The 15,985-nt window shown below is 65.1% G+C and carries 14 protein-coding genes and 1 pseudogene; 6 read left to right on the forward strand and 9 right to left on the reverse strand.

The features are described from left to right. Positions 1-12 precede the first annotated feature (12 nt). Positions 13-969 (forward strand): CobW family GTP-binding protein, encoded by a 957-nt coding sequence (locus RCF34_RS13475; protein WP_308708615.1) that lies wholly within the window; start codon positions 13-15, stop codon positions 967-969. A gap of 131 nt (positions 970-1,100) precedes the next feature. Beyond that, positions 1,101-2,063, forward strand: coding sequence for an energy transducer TonB (locus RCF34_RS13480; RefSeq protein ID WP_308708616.1), 963 nt, complete (start codon positions 1,101-1,103; stop codon positions 2,061-2,063). Here RCF34_RS13480 and ybaL read toward each other — a convergent pair. From ybaL to RCF34_RS13505, 5 genes are all read right to left on the reverse strand, one after another. Further along, positions 2,060-3,778 (reverse strand): YbaL family putative K(+) efflux transporter, encoded by a 1,719-nt coding sequence (gene ybaL, locus RCF34_RS13485; RefSeq protein WP_308708617.1) that lies wholly within the window; start codon positions 3,776-3,778, stop codon positions 2,060-2,062. The two genes, RCF34_RS13480 and ybaL, sit on opposite strands and share 4 nt — an antisense overlap. A gap of 74 nt (positions 3,779-3,852) precedes the next feature. After that, positions 3,853-4,335 (reverse strand): acyl-CoA thioesterase, encoded by a 483-nt coding sequence (locus RCF34_RS13490; protein ID WP_308708618.1) that lies wholly within the window; start codon positions 4,333-4,335, stop codon positions 3,853-3,855. A gap of 61 nt (positions 4,336-4,396) precedes the next feature. Beyond that, positions 4,397-5,155 carry an SDR family NAD(P)-dependent oxidoreductase gene (locus RCF34_RS13495; RefSeq protein ID WP_027598710.1) on the reverse strand — a complete coding sequence of 253 codons (759 nt, stop codon included), beginning with the start codon at positions 5,153-5,155 and terminating at the stop codon, positions 4,397-4,399. 68 nt (positions 5,156-5,223) lie between these two features. Beyond that, positions 5,224-5,625 carry an SMI1/KNR4 family protein gene (locus RCF34_RS13500; RefSeq protein WP_133860206.1) on the reverse strand — a complete coding sequence of 134 codons (402 nt, stop codon included), beginning with the start codon at positions 5,623-5,625 and terminating at the stop codon, positions 5,224-5,226. Positions 5,626-5,805: 180 nt separating this feature from the next. Beyond that, positions 5,806-6,663, reverse strand: coding sequence for a Tim44 domain-containing protein (locus RCF34_RS13505; protein WP_183632204.1), 858 nt, complete (start codon positions 6,661-6,663; stop codon positions 5,806-5,808). Between the two features lie 271 nt (positions 6,664-6,934). Between RCF34_RS13505 and RCF34_RS13510 the strand changes: the two genes are divergently transcribed. Next, entirely contained in the window at positions 6,935-8,695 is a 1,761-nt protein-coding gene (locus tag RCF34_RS13510) for a cation:proton antiporter (protein ID WP_308708619.1), read from the forward strand. Positions 8,696-8,875: 180 nt separating this feature from the next. Here RCF34_RS13510 and RCF34_RS13515 read toward each other — a convergent pair whose 3' ends face one another. From RCF34_RS13515 to RCF34_RS13525, 3 genes and pseudogenes are all read right to left on the reverse strand, one after another. Continuing rightward, a complete protein-coding gene (locus tag RCF34_RS13515) occupies positions 8,876-9,304 on the reverse strand; it encodes an EamA family transporter (RefSeq protein ID WP_273805531.1) in 429 nt (142 codons plus the stop codon). 2 nt (positions 9,305-9,306) lie between these two features. After that, entirely contained in the window at positions 9,307-11,475 is a 2,169-nt protein-coding gene (gene uvrD, locus RCF34_RS13520) for a DNA helicase II (RefSeq protein ID WP_308708620.1), read from the reverse strand. Positions 11,476-11,576: 101 nt separating this feature from the next. Continuing rightward, positions 11,577-12,041 (reverse strand): annotated as a pseudogene (locus RCF34_RS13525) (Hcp family type VI secretion system effector); the annotation flags it as partial. Between the two features lie 320 nt (positions 12,042-12,361). Here RCF34_RS13525 and hexR point away from each other — a divergent pair. Both hexR and RCF34_RS13535 read left to right on the forward strand, forming a co-directional pair. Further along, complete coding sequence (gene hexR, locus RCF34_RS13530; RefSeq protein ID WP_295465432.1) at positions 12,362-13,231, forward strand: transcriptional regulator HexR; 870 nt, start codon at positions 12,362-12,364, stop codon at positions 13,229-13,231. 74 nt (positions 13,232-13,305) lie between these two features. After that, positions 13,306-13,527 (forward strand): transcriptional regulator, encoded by a 222-nt coding sequence (locus tag RCF34_RS13535; RefSeq protein WP_308708621.1) that lies wholly within the window; start codon positions 13,306-13,308, stop codon positions 13,525-13,527. Here RCF34_RS13535 and RCF34_RS13540 read toward each other — a convergent pair. Beyond that, positions 13,457-14,431: a LysR family transcriptional regulator gene (locus tag RCF34_RS13540; RefSeq protein ID WP_308708980.1), complete on the reverse strand. Its 975-nt coding sequence runs from the start codon at positions 14,429-14,431 to the stop codon at positions 13,457-13,459. The two genes, RCF34_RS13535 and RCF34_RS13540, sit on opposite strands and share 71 nt — an antisense overlap. 138 nt (positions 14,432-14,569) lie before the next feature. Here RCF34_RS13540 and RCF34_RS13545 point away from each other — a divergent pair, with 138 nt between their 5' ends. Next, positions 14,570-15,985 carry an acetyl-CoA carboxylase biotin carboxylase subunit gene (locus tag RCF34_RS13545; RefSeq protein ID WP_064307073.1) on the forward strand — a complete coding sequence of 472 codons (1,416 nt, stop codon included), beginning with the start codon at positions 14,570-14,572 and terminating at the stop codon, positions 15,983-15,985.

Raw genomic sequence — 15,985 nt, forward strand, 5'->3', positions numbered from 1 at the left:
CGACCTCTCGCCATGCGCCTCGCCGATATCAAGACCCATGTGATCGCCGGTCCTCTGGGGGCCGGCAAGACCACCCTGATCCGCCAGTTGTTCGCCCAGCGTCCCGCCCATGAGCGCTGGGCGATCCTGGTCAATGAATTCGGCCAGGTCGGACTCGATGCGGCGCTCATGACCCCGGACGACGAGGGCCTGAGTATTGCCGAGGTCCCGGGCGGTTGCCTGTGCTGCATCCAGGGCGTACCCCTGCAGGTGGCTCTCACGCGACTGTTACGGCGCGCCCGGCCGCAGCGGCTGTTCATCGAACCCTCCGGTCTTGGCCATCCCGCCAGCCTCTATCGGCAACTCCAGGCCTCGCCCTGGGCCGGGGTGCTGAGCCTGCAACCCCTGGTCTGGGTAGTGGATGCCCGGCAAGTGCTGAAACGCCAGCCCCTGCCGGAGGCCCAGCAACAGGCGCTGCAGCAGGCCGGTCTGGTCGTGCTCAACAAGAGTGCCGGTCTGGACCGCACACTCCTGCCTGCGCAACTGGGCGACCGGCCGCTGTCCTGGACCGAAGGCGGGCGGATCACCCTGGCCGAACTACCCCTGGCTGACAGTGAGGCCCTGAGTGACGGCGAGTTGCCCGAGCCCGTGGCGACGTCCGGTCCGCAGGCACTGTTGCTACCCGGGCGCCCGTTGCGCTTCAGCCATACCCAAGAGGGGCACCAGGCCGCCGGTTGGCGCTGGCATCCCAGCCACAGCTTCGATGGGCCGGCGCTGCTGGCTCTGCTGGGTGATCTGCCTGGCCTGCTCAGACTGAAGGCGGTCCTGCAGCTGGCGGACGGCTGGCAGGCCTACAATGGTCTCGCCGGAGAAGGTCGCTGGGAACCGACCCTATGGCGGCGTGACAACCGGCTAGAGCTGATCCTAGAGGAGAGGCCGGATCTAGAGGCTCTCGAAAAGGAGCTGTGCGGGACCATTCGCGATATTTGAGGTTGCCAAATTTGTTCAGTTAATGATAATGATTATTAAATTTACTTCCTCTGCGTATCGCTCCCATGGCTCCAACGTCGCTTGCCAAGCCTGAACCCCTCGTAATTGCCGCGCGTTCCGACGGTGACGAGATGGAATCTGTCCAGGGACCCGTCAGGGCCGCCCTGGCCGGCGACGTGGAGCCGGTGGCAGGAGTCAATGCCGAGCGAAGCGAGCCTTCGGCCACCATCCTGTCGTTCCGCATGCCCGAGCGTAACGAAGAGATACTCACTCCGGTGCTGACTCCGGTAGGCGCTGCCGAACCGGGCGAGCAACCACCGCGTAGCCGCGGCTGGGGCGCCGCCTCGGCGCTGTCGCTGATCATGCACGCCAGCATGGCAGCGGCCCTGTTCCTGGTGGTCCAGGCGCCGCCGGAGTTGAAGATCGCCAAGGGTGACGAACCCATGCAGGTCAGCTTCATCCAGTTGCCCAAGCCGGTTCCTGAACCCCCGGCGCCGACCCCGGCACCACCAGCGCCGCCGCCACCACAACCCGAACCGCCGCCCCCGGAGCCACCTAAGCCCGTGGAACCACCAAAGCCGGTGGAGCCGCCCAAGCCGGTGGTGGAAAAGCCCAAACCCAAGCCGAAGCCCAAGCCGGTCGCACACAGCCAGCAGAAGCCGCTGCCGAAAAAGGTCGAGCCCGCACCGGAGCCCGTCGCCCAGGCCGCGCCGTCACCGGCACCCACGCCTGCGGCCACCGCCGCACCCAGTCAGCCGGCACCGGCCGCGGCGCCGTCCGGCCCGCCAAAGACTGCGGGCCTGCCTACCGGCAGCATCGACGACGCCGATATCCGGCCAGTCAAGATGACGCCGCCGGAATATCCGGAAATGCTGCGTCGTCGCGGTGTGGGTGGCGAGGTGCGGGTGATGTTCACCGTGACCGCGGACGGTCGACTGGCCGATATCCAGGTGCTGGAAGCCTCCAACAAGCAACTGGAGCGAGCCGTGCTCGAGGTGCTGGGCGAATGGCGCTTCGCCCCGCGGGTCTCCGGCGGTCAGATCGTGCCGCGCAAGGCGACCAAGACCTTCAACTTCAAGATCCAGCGCCGCTAGGTCGTCAGGCCCCTGGGCTGTGCCTCGTGCTCCCCGGGCCGCTCCAGGCCCAGATAGCGGAACATGCCATGGGCGATCTCGCGTTCGCCCATGATCACCTCGTCCACGCCATTGGCTTCGAGATGCCGGATCTCGTCGTCGTGATGGGCGCGGGCGAGGATGTGCAGATCCGGCGCCAGCTCACGCGCCCGGCGGCCGATCTCGGCAGCTTCGAAGCCGTTGGGAATCGCCAGCAGCAACGCCCGCGCCTCCTTGAGCTTGGCCCGCGCCAGCACCTTGTCCTGGGTCGCATTGCCGAGGATCGCCTTGACGCCCTGCTGGCGTAGCGCCGTGACGTGCTCGGGCTCGTCCGAGATGACGATCAGTGGCGGACCCTGGAAGTCCAGGCGATCGCAGATGTAACGACCCACCCGCCCATAGCCCACCAGCACCAGATGACCGCTCTGCTCGACCGGCTCGGGTTCGTCGTCCAGTTCCGGGGCATGCTTGCCCTTGGCATTGATCAGCCGCCGGCCTTCGCGGCGTTCCATCCAGGGCTGCAGGCGATCAATGCCGTGAAACAGCAGTGGATTGAGGATGATGGAGATGATGGCGGCGGCCAGGATGAGGTCGTGAGCGCCCTGGTCGAGCAATTTCAGCGACAGGCCGAGACTGGCCAGGATAAAGGAGAATTCGCCGATCTGCGCCAGGCTGGCGGCGATGGTCAGGGCCACGCTCAGCGGTCGGCGATAGGCCAGAACGATCAGGGTCGCGGCGAGGGACTTGCCGAAGACGATGACCGCCACCGTGGCCAGTACCGCCAGGGGTTGCTCCAGCAGGATCTCCGGATCGAACAGGCAGCCCACCGAAAAGAAGAACAGCACGGCGAAGGCTTCGCGCAGTGGGAGCGAATTCTCCGCCGCGTCGTGGCTGAGTTCCGACTCGTTGAGCACTACGCCGGCAAAGAAGGCGCCCAAAGCGAAGGACACCCCGAACAGCGAGGCCGAGCCGTAGGCGATGCCCATGGCGATGGCCAGGGTCGCCAGGGTGAAGAGTTCTCGGGAACCGGTACGGACCACCCGGGCCAGCAGCCAGGGGATGACTCGCCGGCCCACCAACAGCATCAGGGCGATGAAGGCGCCGACCTTGAGCGCGGTGAGGCCCAGTTCCAGGCCCAGACTCTCACCCTGCTCTTCACCGCCGTCACCCCCCAGAGGGCCTGCCAGCGCCGGCAGCACCACCAGGGCCAGCACCATCAGCAGGTCTTCCACGATCAGCCAGCCCACGGCGATCCGTCCGCGCCGGCTTTCCACCATCTGCCGTTCTTCCAGCGCCCGCAGCAGCACCACGGTACTGGCCACCGACAGCGACAGGCCAAAGACCAGGCCGCTGCCCAGGCCCCAGCCCAGGAAATGGCTCACGCCCATGCCCATCAGGGTGGCGGCGGCGATCTGCACGATGGCGCCGGGGATGGCGATGCGTTTGACCGCCAGCAGATCCTTGATGGAGAAGTGCAGACCCACGCCGAACATCAGCAGGATGACGCCGATCTCGGTCAATTCCCTTGCCAGCTTGGGATCGGCGACGAAGCCAGGCGTGAAGGGTCCGGCGGCCACCCCGGCGAGTAGATAGCCGGCGATGGGCGGCAGGCGCAGGCGGGTGGCCAGGGTGCCGAAGGCGAACGCCAGGACCAGGCCGATCGCCAGGGTGGATATCAGAGGGGTGTCGTGGGACATGCTGGCTCCAGGGATTTGGATTGCCAGATCCTGGAGCCGCTGCCGTCGAACGACGGCGACCTAGCCGGCAAAACTCAAAAGGTTTCCTTGAGTGCCTGATAGCGCTCTTGAAGTTCCCGGCGGATCTGCCGGCGCTGCTGGGCCTGCACACAGCGTCGCTTCTCGTCCGCGGTCACCGGTTCGAGCTGGGGGACGGGGCAGGACTTGCCGTGCTCGTCCACCGCCACCATGGTGAAGAAACAGCTGTTGGTGTGGCGTACCGAGCGTTGCTGGATATTCTCGGTGATGACCTTGACGCCGATCTCCATGGAGGTGGTCCCGGTGTAATTCACCGAGGCGAGAAAGGTCACCAGTTCGCCGACATGCACCGGCTCGCGAAAGATCACCTGATCCACCGACAGGGTTACCACATAGCGTCCGGCATAGCGGCTGGCACAGGCGTAGGCCACTTCGTCGAGGTACTTGAGCAGGGCACCGCCGTGGACATTGCCGGAAAAGTTGGCCAGGTCCGGGGTCATCAGGATGGTCATGCTCAACTGGTGGTTGCCGGCTTCCATGGGCGAATCCTCGAGGGGGGAAATCCTGTAGACGGCGCACCGACGCCGTCTGTCACAGCCATCAACGGCCAGCGGAAAGCCCGAAGTCGATGGGCAGGTCGGCGCCGGAAATGGCCGCCGCCTGGGGCTGGCAGAGGAAATAGACGAACTCGGCCACCTCTTCCGGCTGGATGAAGCGCGCGGTCTCACCCTGGGGATAGCGATTGAGCAGGTTGCGACGATAGCCCGCCGGATCGCCGCTGCCGTAGTGGGCAGCCTGGAAGTCCAGCATGGGGGTGTCGATGTCGCCTGGCGAGACGGCGTTGACCCGCACGCCATCGCGCGCCAGTTCCACCGCCAGATTCTGGCTGAAGAAGCGCACCGCTGCCTTGGCGGCACCATAGGCCGCTGCACCGGCGATGGGCTGACGCCCGGCTCCGCTAGCGACATTGATGATGACGCCGCGATTTTCCTTGAGGAAGGGAATGGCCGCCGAGCACATGAAGAAGGTGGCCTTGAGATTGACCGCCATCACCAGGTCGTAGTCATCCTCGGTAAAGGTCTCCACCTCGCCTTCGCGCCAGATGCCCGCGGCGTTGATCAGGGCATCCAGGCGCCCGGTACGGGCCATGACCTTGCTGACCAGGGACCGGCAGCCCTCGGCGCTGGAGATATCGGCGGTCACGCTGGAATCCAGGCCGACGATGCCGTTCAGCCCATGCAGGCCCTCGGCATCGCGGTCGGCGGCGGCAACGCGCCAGCGACTCTGGGCGAAGCGTTGCGCCAGGGCGCGGCCGAGGCCGCCCGCGGCGCCGGTGATCAGGACGACGGGAGTGCTCATGACGCTTCCTCCGGAGTAATGGCCTTATCCAGACCCGTGTCGGGCAGGGTCGTTCAGTACCGGCCCGGTCAGCCTTCCAGCCAGACGTCGCGGGCCCAGATCCAGACCGAATCCCAGGATTCGTCGGTCAGGTCGCCGTCTTCCCACAACAGTACCTCGCCTTCCTGGCTGACGCAGTAGTAGCCGTCGTCGCTGGCGCAGAGGGGAATGTACTCCCGCGGCAGGCCTTCGTCCCAGGCGGTGGCTGCCACTTCCGGCAGGTAGGTATGGGACTGGGGATCGGTGACGGTCACCGGCTCGATACGGCCATAGACCACGTCGCTGACGGTCAGCAGGAATTCACGGAATTCCGGCGGCAGGCTGATGAGCAGTTCTTCCTCGATCTCGACCAGCAGGTCTTCGTCGGGCAGCTCCAGGGGTACGGGAACGGGTTCGTTTTCTTCACGCAGGCGTTCGATGACGTCTTCCATAGCAGGCCTCTCTCGAAATGCGCGCCGGATAAAGGGAAAAGAGGCGCGCAAGGTTAGCAGTTCAGTCCGGGATAACGGCAGCTTCCGTGCGGACTTGATAGCGGTTTCGAGAGATGTTCGGCAGGCGGCGCCCAGGAAAAAGCCCGGCGTAGAGCCGGGCTTTTCGGTGACGCGCCCTTATCAGGCGTTCTGGCGGATACCGGCCAGCAGCCAGGGCTGGTTCTCGCCCGCCATGCGCTCCATGCGCCAGCTTTCGCTGAACGGCTGGCCCTGGTCGAAGCGCGATTCCTTGGACACACCGTTGAAGGTGATGGTGGCGATGGTCTTGCCTTGCAGATCCTCGACACCGTCCAGGGTAGCGTTCAGGTTCTCGATGTAGGTGGACTGGAAGCCTTCGCCCAGAGCAGCGCGCTCGTCACGCAGCCACTGCAGCATCTGCGGGGTGACGAACTCGGAGATCTTGTCCATCTCGTTGGCGTCCCAGTGCTGCTGCAGGCTCATGAAGTGATCACGACCGGCCGCCACGAAGCGCTCGGCATTGAACCAGCTCGGTGCGTTGATCACCGGTGCGGCACCAGCAGCGGCACCCCCGAACAGACCGCCATTGTTGGGCTGGTTGGGCATCTCGCGCTGCATGGGCGCATGACCCGCCACGGCGGGCTGCGGACCAGCCTGCTGCTTGCGACGGGCGATCAGGCGGAAGATCACGAAGGCGATGAGGGCCAGGATCAGGAAGTCGAAGAACTGGAAGCCTTCGAAGCCGTCGCCCATGAACATGGAGGCCAGCAGACCACCGGCGGCGATACCGGCCAGCGGGCCGAGCCAGCGCGAGGCGCCACTGGGACGGGCAGCGGCGGCGGCGCCAGCACCGGCGGCAGGAGCGGCCATGCCCGGTTGCTGGGTCGGCGCGGCCTGGCGGGTCTGGTGGATGGGCGCGGCGCCAGCGGACTTGCCGGCGCCCATGCGTTTGGCATTGGCATCCAGGCTGAGCGTGAGGCCCAGGCACAGGATCATGAAGAAGCTCATCAGGCGTTGCATGTGGTGTTCTCTCTGTGAAGAGTCTGGTGTTGGATACATCTTGCGCTGCCCGGTCAAGTACAGCCAGCGTGAATTGTTTCGGTATTTTGCCCTGTCGGCGTTCCCTGGAAGCCATGCGCCAAGTGCTTGCGACGGTTGAAAATTTCCAAGCACATCAATCTATTACAGATTTTTGCAAAATCCGTCACAAGAGTTTGCAGGTGCTAGTCTTGGACTCCAGTCAGCGCAGGTGTCGGGAGATTGCCCGGCCCGTCATAGGAGGGCCCGGCCGATGCATGCTCTAGCTTTTATCCAGGACATGGCCGTCATCATGCTGGTGGCCGGCGTGGTGACCATCCTCTTCCACCGCCTCAAGCAGCCCGTGGTCCTGGGCTATATCCTCGCCGGCTTCATCATCGGACCCCACACCCCGCCATTCGGTCTGATCCACGACGAAGAAAGCATCAAGACCCTCGCCGAGGTGGGGGTCATCTTCCTGATGTTCAGCCTCGGTCTGGAATTCTCGCTGCGCAAGCTGTTCCGGGTGGGCGCCACGGCCTTCATCGCCGCCTTCCTCGAGATCAGCCTGATGCTCTGGCTGGGCTACCAGGTGGGGCAGATGTTCGGCTGGTCGCACATGGATTCGCTGTTCCTCGGCGCCATCCTGGCCATCTCCTCGACCACCATCATCGTCAAGGCGCTCAACGAGCTGAAGATGAAGCACGAGCGCTTCGCCCAGCAGATCTTTGGCGTGCTGATCGTCGAGGACATCCTCGGCATCGGCATCATCGCCCTGCTGTCGGGCCTGGCGGTGAGCGGCTCGGTGGAGCCGGGCGCGGTGGCCTCGACCCTGGGCAAGCTGAGTCTGTTCATGATCGTGGCCCTGGTCATCGGCATCCTGCTGGTACCGCGCCTGCTGGCCTACGTGGCCAAGTTCGACAGCAACGAGATGCTGCTGATCACGGTGCTGGGACTGTGCTTCGGCTTCTGCCTGCTGGTGGCCAAGCTGGAATACAGCGTGGTACTGGGCGCCTTCCTGATCGGCGCCATCATGGCCGAGTCGCGCCAGCTGCTGAAGATCGAGAAGCTGGTGGAGCCACTGCGCGACATGTTCAGCGCCATCTTCTTCGTCGCCATCGGCCTGCTGCTCGATCCCAAGGTGCTGGTGGAGTACGCCTGGCCGATCACCGTCATCAGCGTCGCCGTAGTCCTGGGCAAGATCCTCGCCTGCAGCCTGGGGACCCTGATCGCCGGCAACGACGGTCGGACTTCGCTGCGGGTCGGCATGGGTCTGGCGCAGATCGGCGAGTTCTCCTTCATCATCGCCACCCTGGGGATCACCCTGGGCGTCACCAGCCATTTCCTCTATCCGGTGGCGGTGGCCGTGTCGGCGGTCACCACGCTGCTCACGCCCTATCTGATCAAGGCCGCCGATCCACTGGCGCTGTGGATCGGTCGCTGGCTGCCGCAGCCCCTGCAGCGGGTGCTGGGCATCTATGGCGAATGGCTGCGCAGCATCCAGCCCCAGGGCGAGAAGGCGGTCCTGGCCGGCATGATGAGACGCATCCTGCTGCAGGTCGGCATCAACCTGTCGCTGGTCATCGCCATCTTCCTGGGTGGGGCCTATTTCGCCGGCGGACTGGCGGGCTGGCTCAGCGCCTGGATCGTCGATCCCGACCTGCAGAAGGCCTGCATCTGGGGCGGGGCGTTGCTGCTGTCACTGCCCTGCCTGATCGCCGCCTATCGCAAGCTCAAGGCCCTGGCCATGCTGATGGCCGAACTCAGCGTGCGGCAGAACCAGGCCGGGCGCTATACGCAGCCGGTACGGCGACTGGTCAGCGAGTTGATCCCCCTGCTGTCGCTGGCCGGCATCCTGGTGCTGCTGGCCGCCCTGAGCAGCAGCATCCTGCCGCGCGGCGAGCTGTTGCTGCTGATCGGCCTGGTCGCGGTGGTGGTGATCGCGGTGCTGTGGCGCTGGTTCATCCGTGTCCATTCGCGACTGCAGATCGCCTTCATCGAAACCCTGGAGCAGGACAAGGGCGGACACCATTAGGCCGCTTTTGCGGAATCCAGCCATTGCCGGCTGGGGATCGACGCGGCAGAATCGCTCTAAGTCGCCCGTTTGAATGAACGGGACGATGGCAAGGGAATGCGCAATGCAGGAAATCGGCTTGGCCGCTTTCTGCCGTCCGGCAATCTCCCACCGGCGGTCAGGCCCTTTTCCTGCGCCCCTTCAAGGTCGCCAGGCGAGCAGCAGCACGCCCCCGCCGATGGCGGCGATGCCGCACCACTGGCGCAGGTCCAGGCGCTCACCCAGCAGCGCCACGCCAAAGATCGCCACCAGCACCACGCTCAGCTTGTCCACCGGCGCCACCAGCGACGCCGGGCCCAGCTTGAGCGCCCGGTAGTAGCACAGCCAGGACAGGCCGGTGGCCACGCCGGAGAGCACCAGGAACAGATAGCTGCGCCCGGCGATGCTGGCCAGGGGTTGCGCCTGCCCGGTGGCCAGGACGATGGCCGCCAGGACCACCACGACCACCAGGGTGCGCAGCAGGGTGGCGAAATCAGCGTTGACGTGTTCCACGCCTAGCTTGCCGAAGATGGCGGTCAGGGCGGCGAAGGCCGCCGCCAGGAGCGCCCAGAACAGCCAGGAGGTCGTCATCGCTAGAGGGGTTCGAGCTTGGCGTAGCTCACCATCAGCCACTTGCTGCCGTCGGACTTGAAGTTCACCTGCACCCGGGCATGGGCGCCGGAGCCCTCGTAGTTGAGGATGACGCCGTCGCCGAACAGTGCGTGGCGTACCGGCTGACCGAGGCTGAAGGTGGTTTCCGGCACCGGTGCCTGGGCAAAGAGGTTGGGACGACTGCCGGCGAAGGGCTGCTTGACCGCATTGGACAGGCGTACCTCCTGGATCAGGCCATCCGGTACCTCGCGGACGAAGCGCGAAACCTTGTTGTAGGTCTCGCTGCCGTAGAGTCGGCGGGTCTCCGCATAGCTCATCACCAGCCGGCGCATGGCGCGGGTGATACCCACATAGGCCAGGCGGCGTTCCTCCTCCAGACGGCCAGGCTCTTCCAGGCTCATCTTGTGCGGGAACAGGCCTTCTTCCATGCCGGCCAGGAACACCAGGGGGAATTCCAGGCCCTTGGCACTGTGCAGGGTCATCAGCTGGACGCTGTCTTCATGGCTGTCGGCCTGGGTGTCCCCGGATTCCAGGGCGGCGTGGTCGAGGAAGGCCGCCAGGGGCGTCATCTCCTCGTCGCCGCTGAAATCGAAGGAGCGCGCGGCGCTGACCAGTTCTTCCAGGTTTTCCACCCGCGCCTGACCCTTTTCGCCCTTTTCTTCCTTGTGGAAGGTGACCAGGCCGGTCTGCTCGATGATCTGCTGCACCAGGTTGTGCAGGGACAGGTCCTCGGCCTTGAGGGCCAGGGTATCGACCAGCTCGACGAAGACGTTGAGCGCCGAGGCGGCGCGACCCGACACCGCGCGGGCGCCGACCAGGTCGTGCAGCGCCTGCCACAGCGAGGTGTTCTGGGCCCGCGCGGCGCTGCGCAGCGCCTCCACGGTCTTCTCGCCGATGCCCCGTGGCGGCACGTTGATCACCCGCTCCAGGGCGGCATCGTCGTGGCGATGCTGGATCAGCCGCAGGTAGGCCATGGCGTTCTTGATTTCGGCGCGCTCGAAGAATCTCAGGCCGCCATAGATGCGATAGGGGATCTTCTCGCGCAGCAGGGCCTCTTCCAGCACCCGCGACTGGGCGTTGGAGCGGTAGAGGATGGCCATTTCGCTGCGCCGGCTGCCCTTCTTGAACTCGCTCTCGATGGTCTCGACGATATAGCGGGCTTCGTCGTGCTCGTTGAAGCCGGCATAGAGGGTGATGGCCTCGCCTTCGCCGGTATCGGTCCACAGCTCCTTGCCGAGGCGGCCGAAGTTGTGGGCGATCAGGCCGTTGGCGGCCTTGAGAATGGTGTCGGTGGAGCGGTAGTTCTGCTCCAGGCGAATGATCTCGGCCGAGAAGTCCTCGTTGAACTGCTGGATGTTCTCGATCTTGGCGCCGCGCCAGCCATAGATGGACTGGTCGTCGTCGCCCACCACCATGAGGCTGGCGCCATTCTGGGCGAGGTGCTTGAGCCAGGCGTACTGGACGGCGTTGGTGTCCTGGAATTCGTCCACCAGCAGGTGCTGGAAGCGCCGCTGGTAGTGTTCCAGCAGGCTGGGATTGTTGCGCCAGAGATCCAGGGCGCGCAGCAGCAGCTCGGAGAAGTCGATCACTCCGGCGCGGGCACAGGCTGCCTCGTAGGCTTCGTAGATGCTGCGCATGGTGCTCAGGAAGAGGTCACCGGCGGCCTGGATGTGCTGCGGCCGCAGGCCTTCGTCCTTCTGGCCGTTGATGAACCACTGTGCCTGGCGCGCCGGCCAGCGCTGCTCGTCGAGGCCCAGCTCGCGGATCACCCGCTTGACGATGCGCTGCTGGTCGTCGCTGTCGAGGATCTGGAAATTCTGCGACAGCCCCGCTTCCTGCCAATGCGCCCGCAACAGGCGGTGGGCCAGGCCGTGGAAGGTACCGACCCACATGCCCTGCGGACTCATGCCGAGCAATTGCTCGATGCGGTGGCGCATCTCGGCGGCGGCCTTGTTGGTGAAGGTCACCGAGAGGATGGAGTGCGGCGAGGCGCGCTCGACCTGGATCAGCCAGGCGATGCGGTGCACCAGCACCCGGGTCTTGCCCGAGCCGGCACCGGCCAGGACGAGTTGGCGACCCAGGGGCGCGGCCACGGCCTGACGTTGGGCATCGTTGAGAGAATTGAGCAGCAGGGAGATGTCGTCGTTCATCGCCGCATTCTACCGATGCGGTGGAAGGAGCGCCAAACCGGACGGATGGGAGGCGAGGCGGGTGGCGCGGGGCAGGCGAACGCCCGGGACCGGCGCGTCAGGCGCCGGTCGTCGGCACCGGAGGTGCCGGAGACCTCGTGGGGTCCAGACGATCTTGCGGTAGGTGAAGTAGACGTCTTCCAGGTGGGTGAAGTGCGCCATGCTCGGGTCCTGGCAGTTGGGCATGCGCGACTGGACATCGACGATGATGGCGCCCTCCAGCTCGAGGGTGAAGTAGTGCTCCTGAGTGCCGGTGGCCGAGATGCGGTACCACTCCAGGCGGCACTTGCCGAGGCGTTCGCTGGAGGTGAGGGGACGCGCTGGCCGGTGGACTGACCCGACTGGGGATCGCGGGGAACGATCACCTGGTGATTGAGGGCCTGGACCAGGATCTGGTCTTCGTGGCCTTCCTGGAAGATGTTGCCGACCGAGTCCTCGGTAATGGTGCCGGCGGTGACCAGACCTTGCCTGGTGCCTTCGAGGGACAGGTACGCAGGGTTGGCATGGTGCGCTCCTTGCCTGGTGATAGGGCTTTTTGGTCCGGGTACCAGGACTTGACAAGGGCCATGCCAGAACTGGAAAAATCCTTTCTGATCAGTGGCTTGCAAAAGGACTACAAGGTGTGGGCAGGACTACTGCATGCCACTGCCCAGGAATCTGCGCAAGGCCGTGCGCAGAGCGGTTCAAAAGCTGCTCCGGCACTTGGTAGTCACCTGTCCAGGAGACTACCAAGTGCCGATGGGAGTGCGAAAAAGACCGTGCTGAATCGTAATGACCAAGAGCCTTGGCGACCGTTATGTAGTATAAGTACGACGCACTACATCCGCCCGCTAGACGAGATACGCCTGTGAACCTCATGCAACACATTGCTCAATCCCGCCACCTGCTGCGCAAGTCGGAGCTCAAGGTCGCCGAGCAGGTCATGGTGGATCCGGCTGCCGTCATGCACAGCTCCATGGCCGACCTTGCCCACAACGTCGGCGTGAGCGAGCCCACCATCGTGCGTTTCTGCCGGGCCATCGGTTGCGATGGCTTCCAGGATCTCAAGCTGCGCCTGGCGCAGAGCCTGGCGGCGGGCGCCAGTTTCGGTCAGTTCGCCATCCACGAGAACGATGCGGTGGAAGACTTCAGCCTGAAGATCTTCGATACCACCCTGCACACCCTCATGGACGTGCGCGAGCGCCTAGACATGCGGGCGTTGGAAACGGCCATCGAGGCGATCGCCAAGGCGCAACGGGTGATGTTCTACGGCTTCGGCGCCTCGGGCTCGGTGGCCAACGACGCCCAGCACAAGTTCTTTCGCCTGCAGCTCAGCGCCACCGCCTATTCCGATCCGCACATGCAGGCCATGTCGGCGGCGACCCTGACGCCTTCCGACGCCGCCATCTGCATCTCCCAGTCGGGGCGCTCCAAGGACCTGCTGATCACCGCCAATCTGGTACGCGACAACGGCGCGGCCCTGATCACCATCTGCCCGGGACAGACCCCGCTGGCCGACCTGTCCACGGTCAACATCGCCATCGACGTGCACGAAGACACCGACATCTATGTGCCCTTGACCTCGCGCATCGCCCACCTGGTGGTGATCGATGTGCTGGCCATGGGCGTGGCCATGTCCCGTGGTCCGGCGCTGGTCGAGCACCTCAAGGGCGTAAAGCGCAGCCTGCGCAGTCTGCGGCTGTCGTCGAAGTCGACCAAGCACAGCGACACCCAATAGTCGTCTCGCTGTCGCCAAACCGTCACCTGTTAGGGTGAAGCTGCCCATTCCGATCCCAGCCCGGAGGAATTGGCATGACCGCTCTCATCCAGCAATCCAGCGTTCGTCTCGACAGCAAGGCCCGCAGAAAGCTACAGGATCAACGGCGGATGAGATTCCGCCGTGCCATCGAGGCCCGTGCCGAAGAACAGCGACTCGCCGTGGAAGTCGATGAACTGCTGTTTCTCAATCAACTGCTGAACGAACGCCAGGCCCAACGCCGGCAGCAGGCTCCAGGGCAATACCTAACGCATTGATCAGGCTGCGCTGGCCGCGCAGATAGTCGACGAAGGCCTGGGCCACCGGCGACAGCGGCTTGCCGCGTACCTGGACCACGCACCAGGAACGGCGCAATGGCAGCTCGGCGACGTCCAGCTCGACCAGGCTGCCGGCGGCGAGATCACTGCGAATGGCCTGGCGCGGCAGGAGCGCCAGGCCGAGTCCGGCGCGGACCGCCTCGCGCTGCGCCTCGAAGGCGCCGATCTCCAGCTGTTCGGCGAAGTGCGCGCGCTTCTGCTTGAGATAGTCCTCGCAGGCCTGGCGCGTGCCGGAGCCGACCTCGCGCACCAGCAGCGGATAGGCCGTGAGGTCGCGCAGGCTGAGGCCGTTGCACCCGGCCAGGGCATGGCCCGGGCGCGCCACGGCGACGATGGCATTGTCCAGCAGGGGCAGGAAATCCAGGTCCGCGTTGCTCGGCACCCCGGACATCAGCGCCACGTCCTCGCGATTCTCCGTCAGCCGACGCAGCACCCGGGCATGGTTGCCCACGGTCAGCGCCAGGTCTACCTGGGGATGGCTGCTGCGGAACTGGCCGAACAGGTGCGGCGCCAGGTACTGGGCACTGCTCTCCACCCCCAGTCGCAGCTGGCCGTGCAGGGCGCCGCGCAGATCCGACAGTTGCATGTCCAGGCTGCCCAGGCGGGCGAAGAGGTCACGCCCGGTCTGGCGCAGGGCCTCGCCGGCTTCGGTGAGGTAGAGGGTGCGATTGAGGTAGTTGAACAGGGGCGCGCCCACCACCTCTTCGAGCTGGCGTACCTGCAGGCTCACCGCCGGCTGGGTGAGCGCCATGATGTCGGCCGCGCGGCTGTAGGAACGCGCCTCGCAGACGGCCTCGAACACCTGCAACTGGCGGAAGGTGAGTCGCATCAACGGCTTGCGCATCGGCATCGGCGAGATCCATAAGGAATGACTTATGGAGTATCCAACAATTATTTATTTTCCATAAGAGAGGTGCTGGCGTAGCGTCAGATCACCGGCAATAACAAGCGGCTGCAGCCTGCAGCAGACAAGGAGCCAGGTGTGATCAAGAAGATACTTATCGCCAATCGGGGCGAGATCGCCGTGCGCATCGTGCGTGCCTGTGCCGAGATGGGCATTCGCTCGGTAGCGGTCTACTCCGACGCCGATCGCCAAGCGCTCCACGTGAAACGTGCCGACGAGGCCCATGGGATCGGCAGCGATCCGCTGGAGGGTTATCTCAATCCGCGCAAGCTGGTGAACCTCGCCGTGGAGACCGGTTGCGACGCCCTGCATCCCGGCTATGGCTTCCTTTCCGAAAATGCCGAACTGGCGGAAATCTGCGCCCAGCGTGGCATTCGGTTCATCGGGCCATCCGCCGAGGTCATCCGCCGCATGGGCGACAAGACCGAAGCGCGGCGTAGCATGATCGCCGCTGGCGTGCCTTGCACCCCCGGCACCGAGGGCAACGTGGCGGACATCGCCGAGGCCCTGCGCGAAGGCGATCGTATCGGTTACCCGGTGATGCTCAAGGCCACCTCCGGCGGCGGCGGGCGCGGTATCCGTCGCTGCAACTCCCGCGAAGAACTGGAGCAAGCCTATCCGCGGGTAATCTCCGAGGCGACCAAGGCCTTCGGCTCGGCCGAGGTGTTTCTCGAGAAGTGCATCGTCAATCCCAAGCACATCGAGGCGCAGATCCTCGCCGACAGCCACGGCAACACCGTGCACCTGTTCGAGCGCGACTGCTCCATCCAGCGGCGCAACCAGAAGCTGATCGAGATCGCGCCCAGCCCCCAGCTGACCCCCGAGCAGCGCGCCTACATCGGTGATCTCGCCGTGCGCGCCGCCAAGGCGGTGGGCTACGAGAACGCCGGCACCGTGGAATTCCTGCTCGCCGAGGGCGAGGTGTATTTCATGGAGATGAATACCCGGGTCCAGGTGGAGCACACCATCACCGAGGAAATCACCGGCATCGACATCGTCCGTGAGCAAATCCGCATCGCCTCGGGGCTGCCGCTGTCCTTCGCCCAGGAAGACGTCCAGCACCGCGGCTTCGCCCTGCAGTTCCGCATCAATGCCGAGGACCCGAAGAACAACTTCCTGCCGAGCTTCGGCAAGATCACCCGCTACTACGCGCCGGGTGGGCCGGGGGTGCGTACCGACACCGCCATCTACACCGGCTACGTGATCCCGCCGTACTACGACTCCATGTGCCTCAAGCTGATCGTCTGGGCGCTGACCTGGGAAGAGGCCATGGATCGCGGCCTGCGTGCCCTGGACGACATGCGCGTGCAGGGGGTGAAGACTACCGCGCCCTATTACCAGGCCATCCTGCGCGATCCGGAATTCCGCAGCGGGCGCTTCAACACCAGCTTCGTGGAAAGCCATCCGGAGCTGACCCAGTACTCGATCAAGCGCAACCCGACGCACCTGGCCATCGCCATCGCCGCCGCCATCGCCGCCCACGCCGGTCTGTAA

The organism is Pseudomonas sp. 102515, from assembly GCF_031085165.1.
Lineage (GTDB): Bacteria > Pseudomonadota > Gammaproteobacteria > Pseudomonadales > Pseudomonadaceae > Chryseomonas.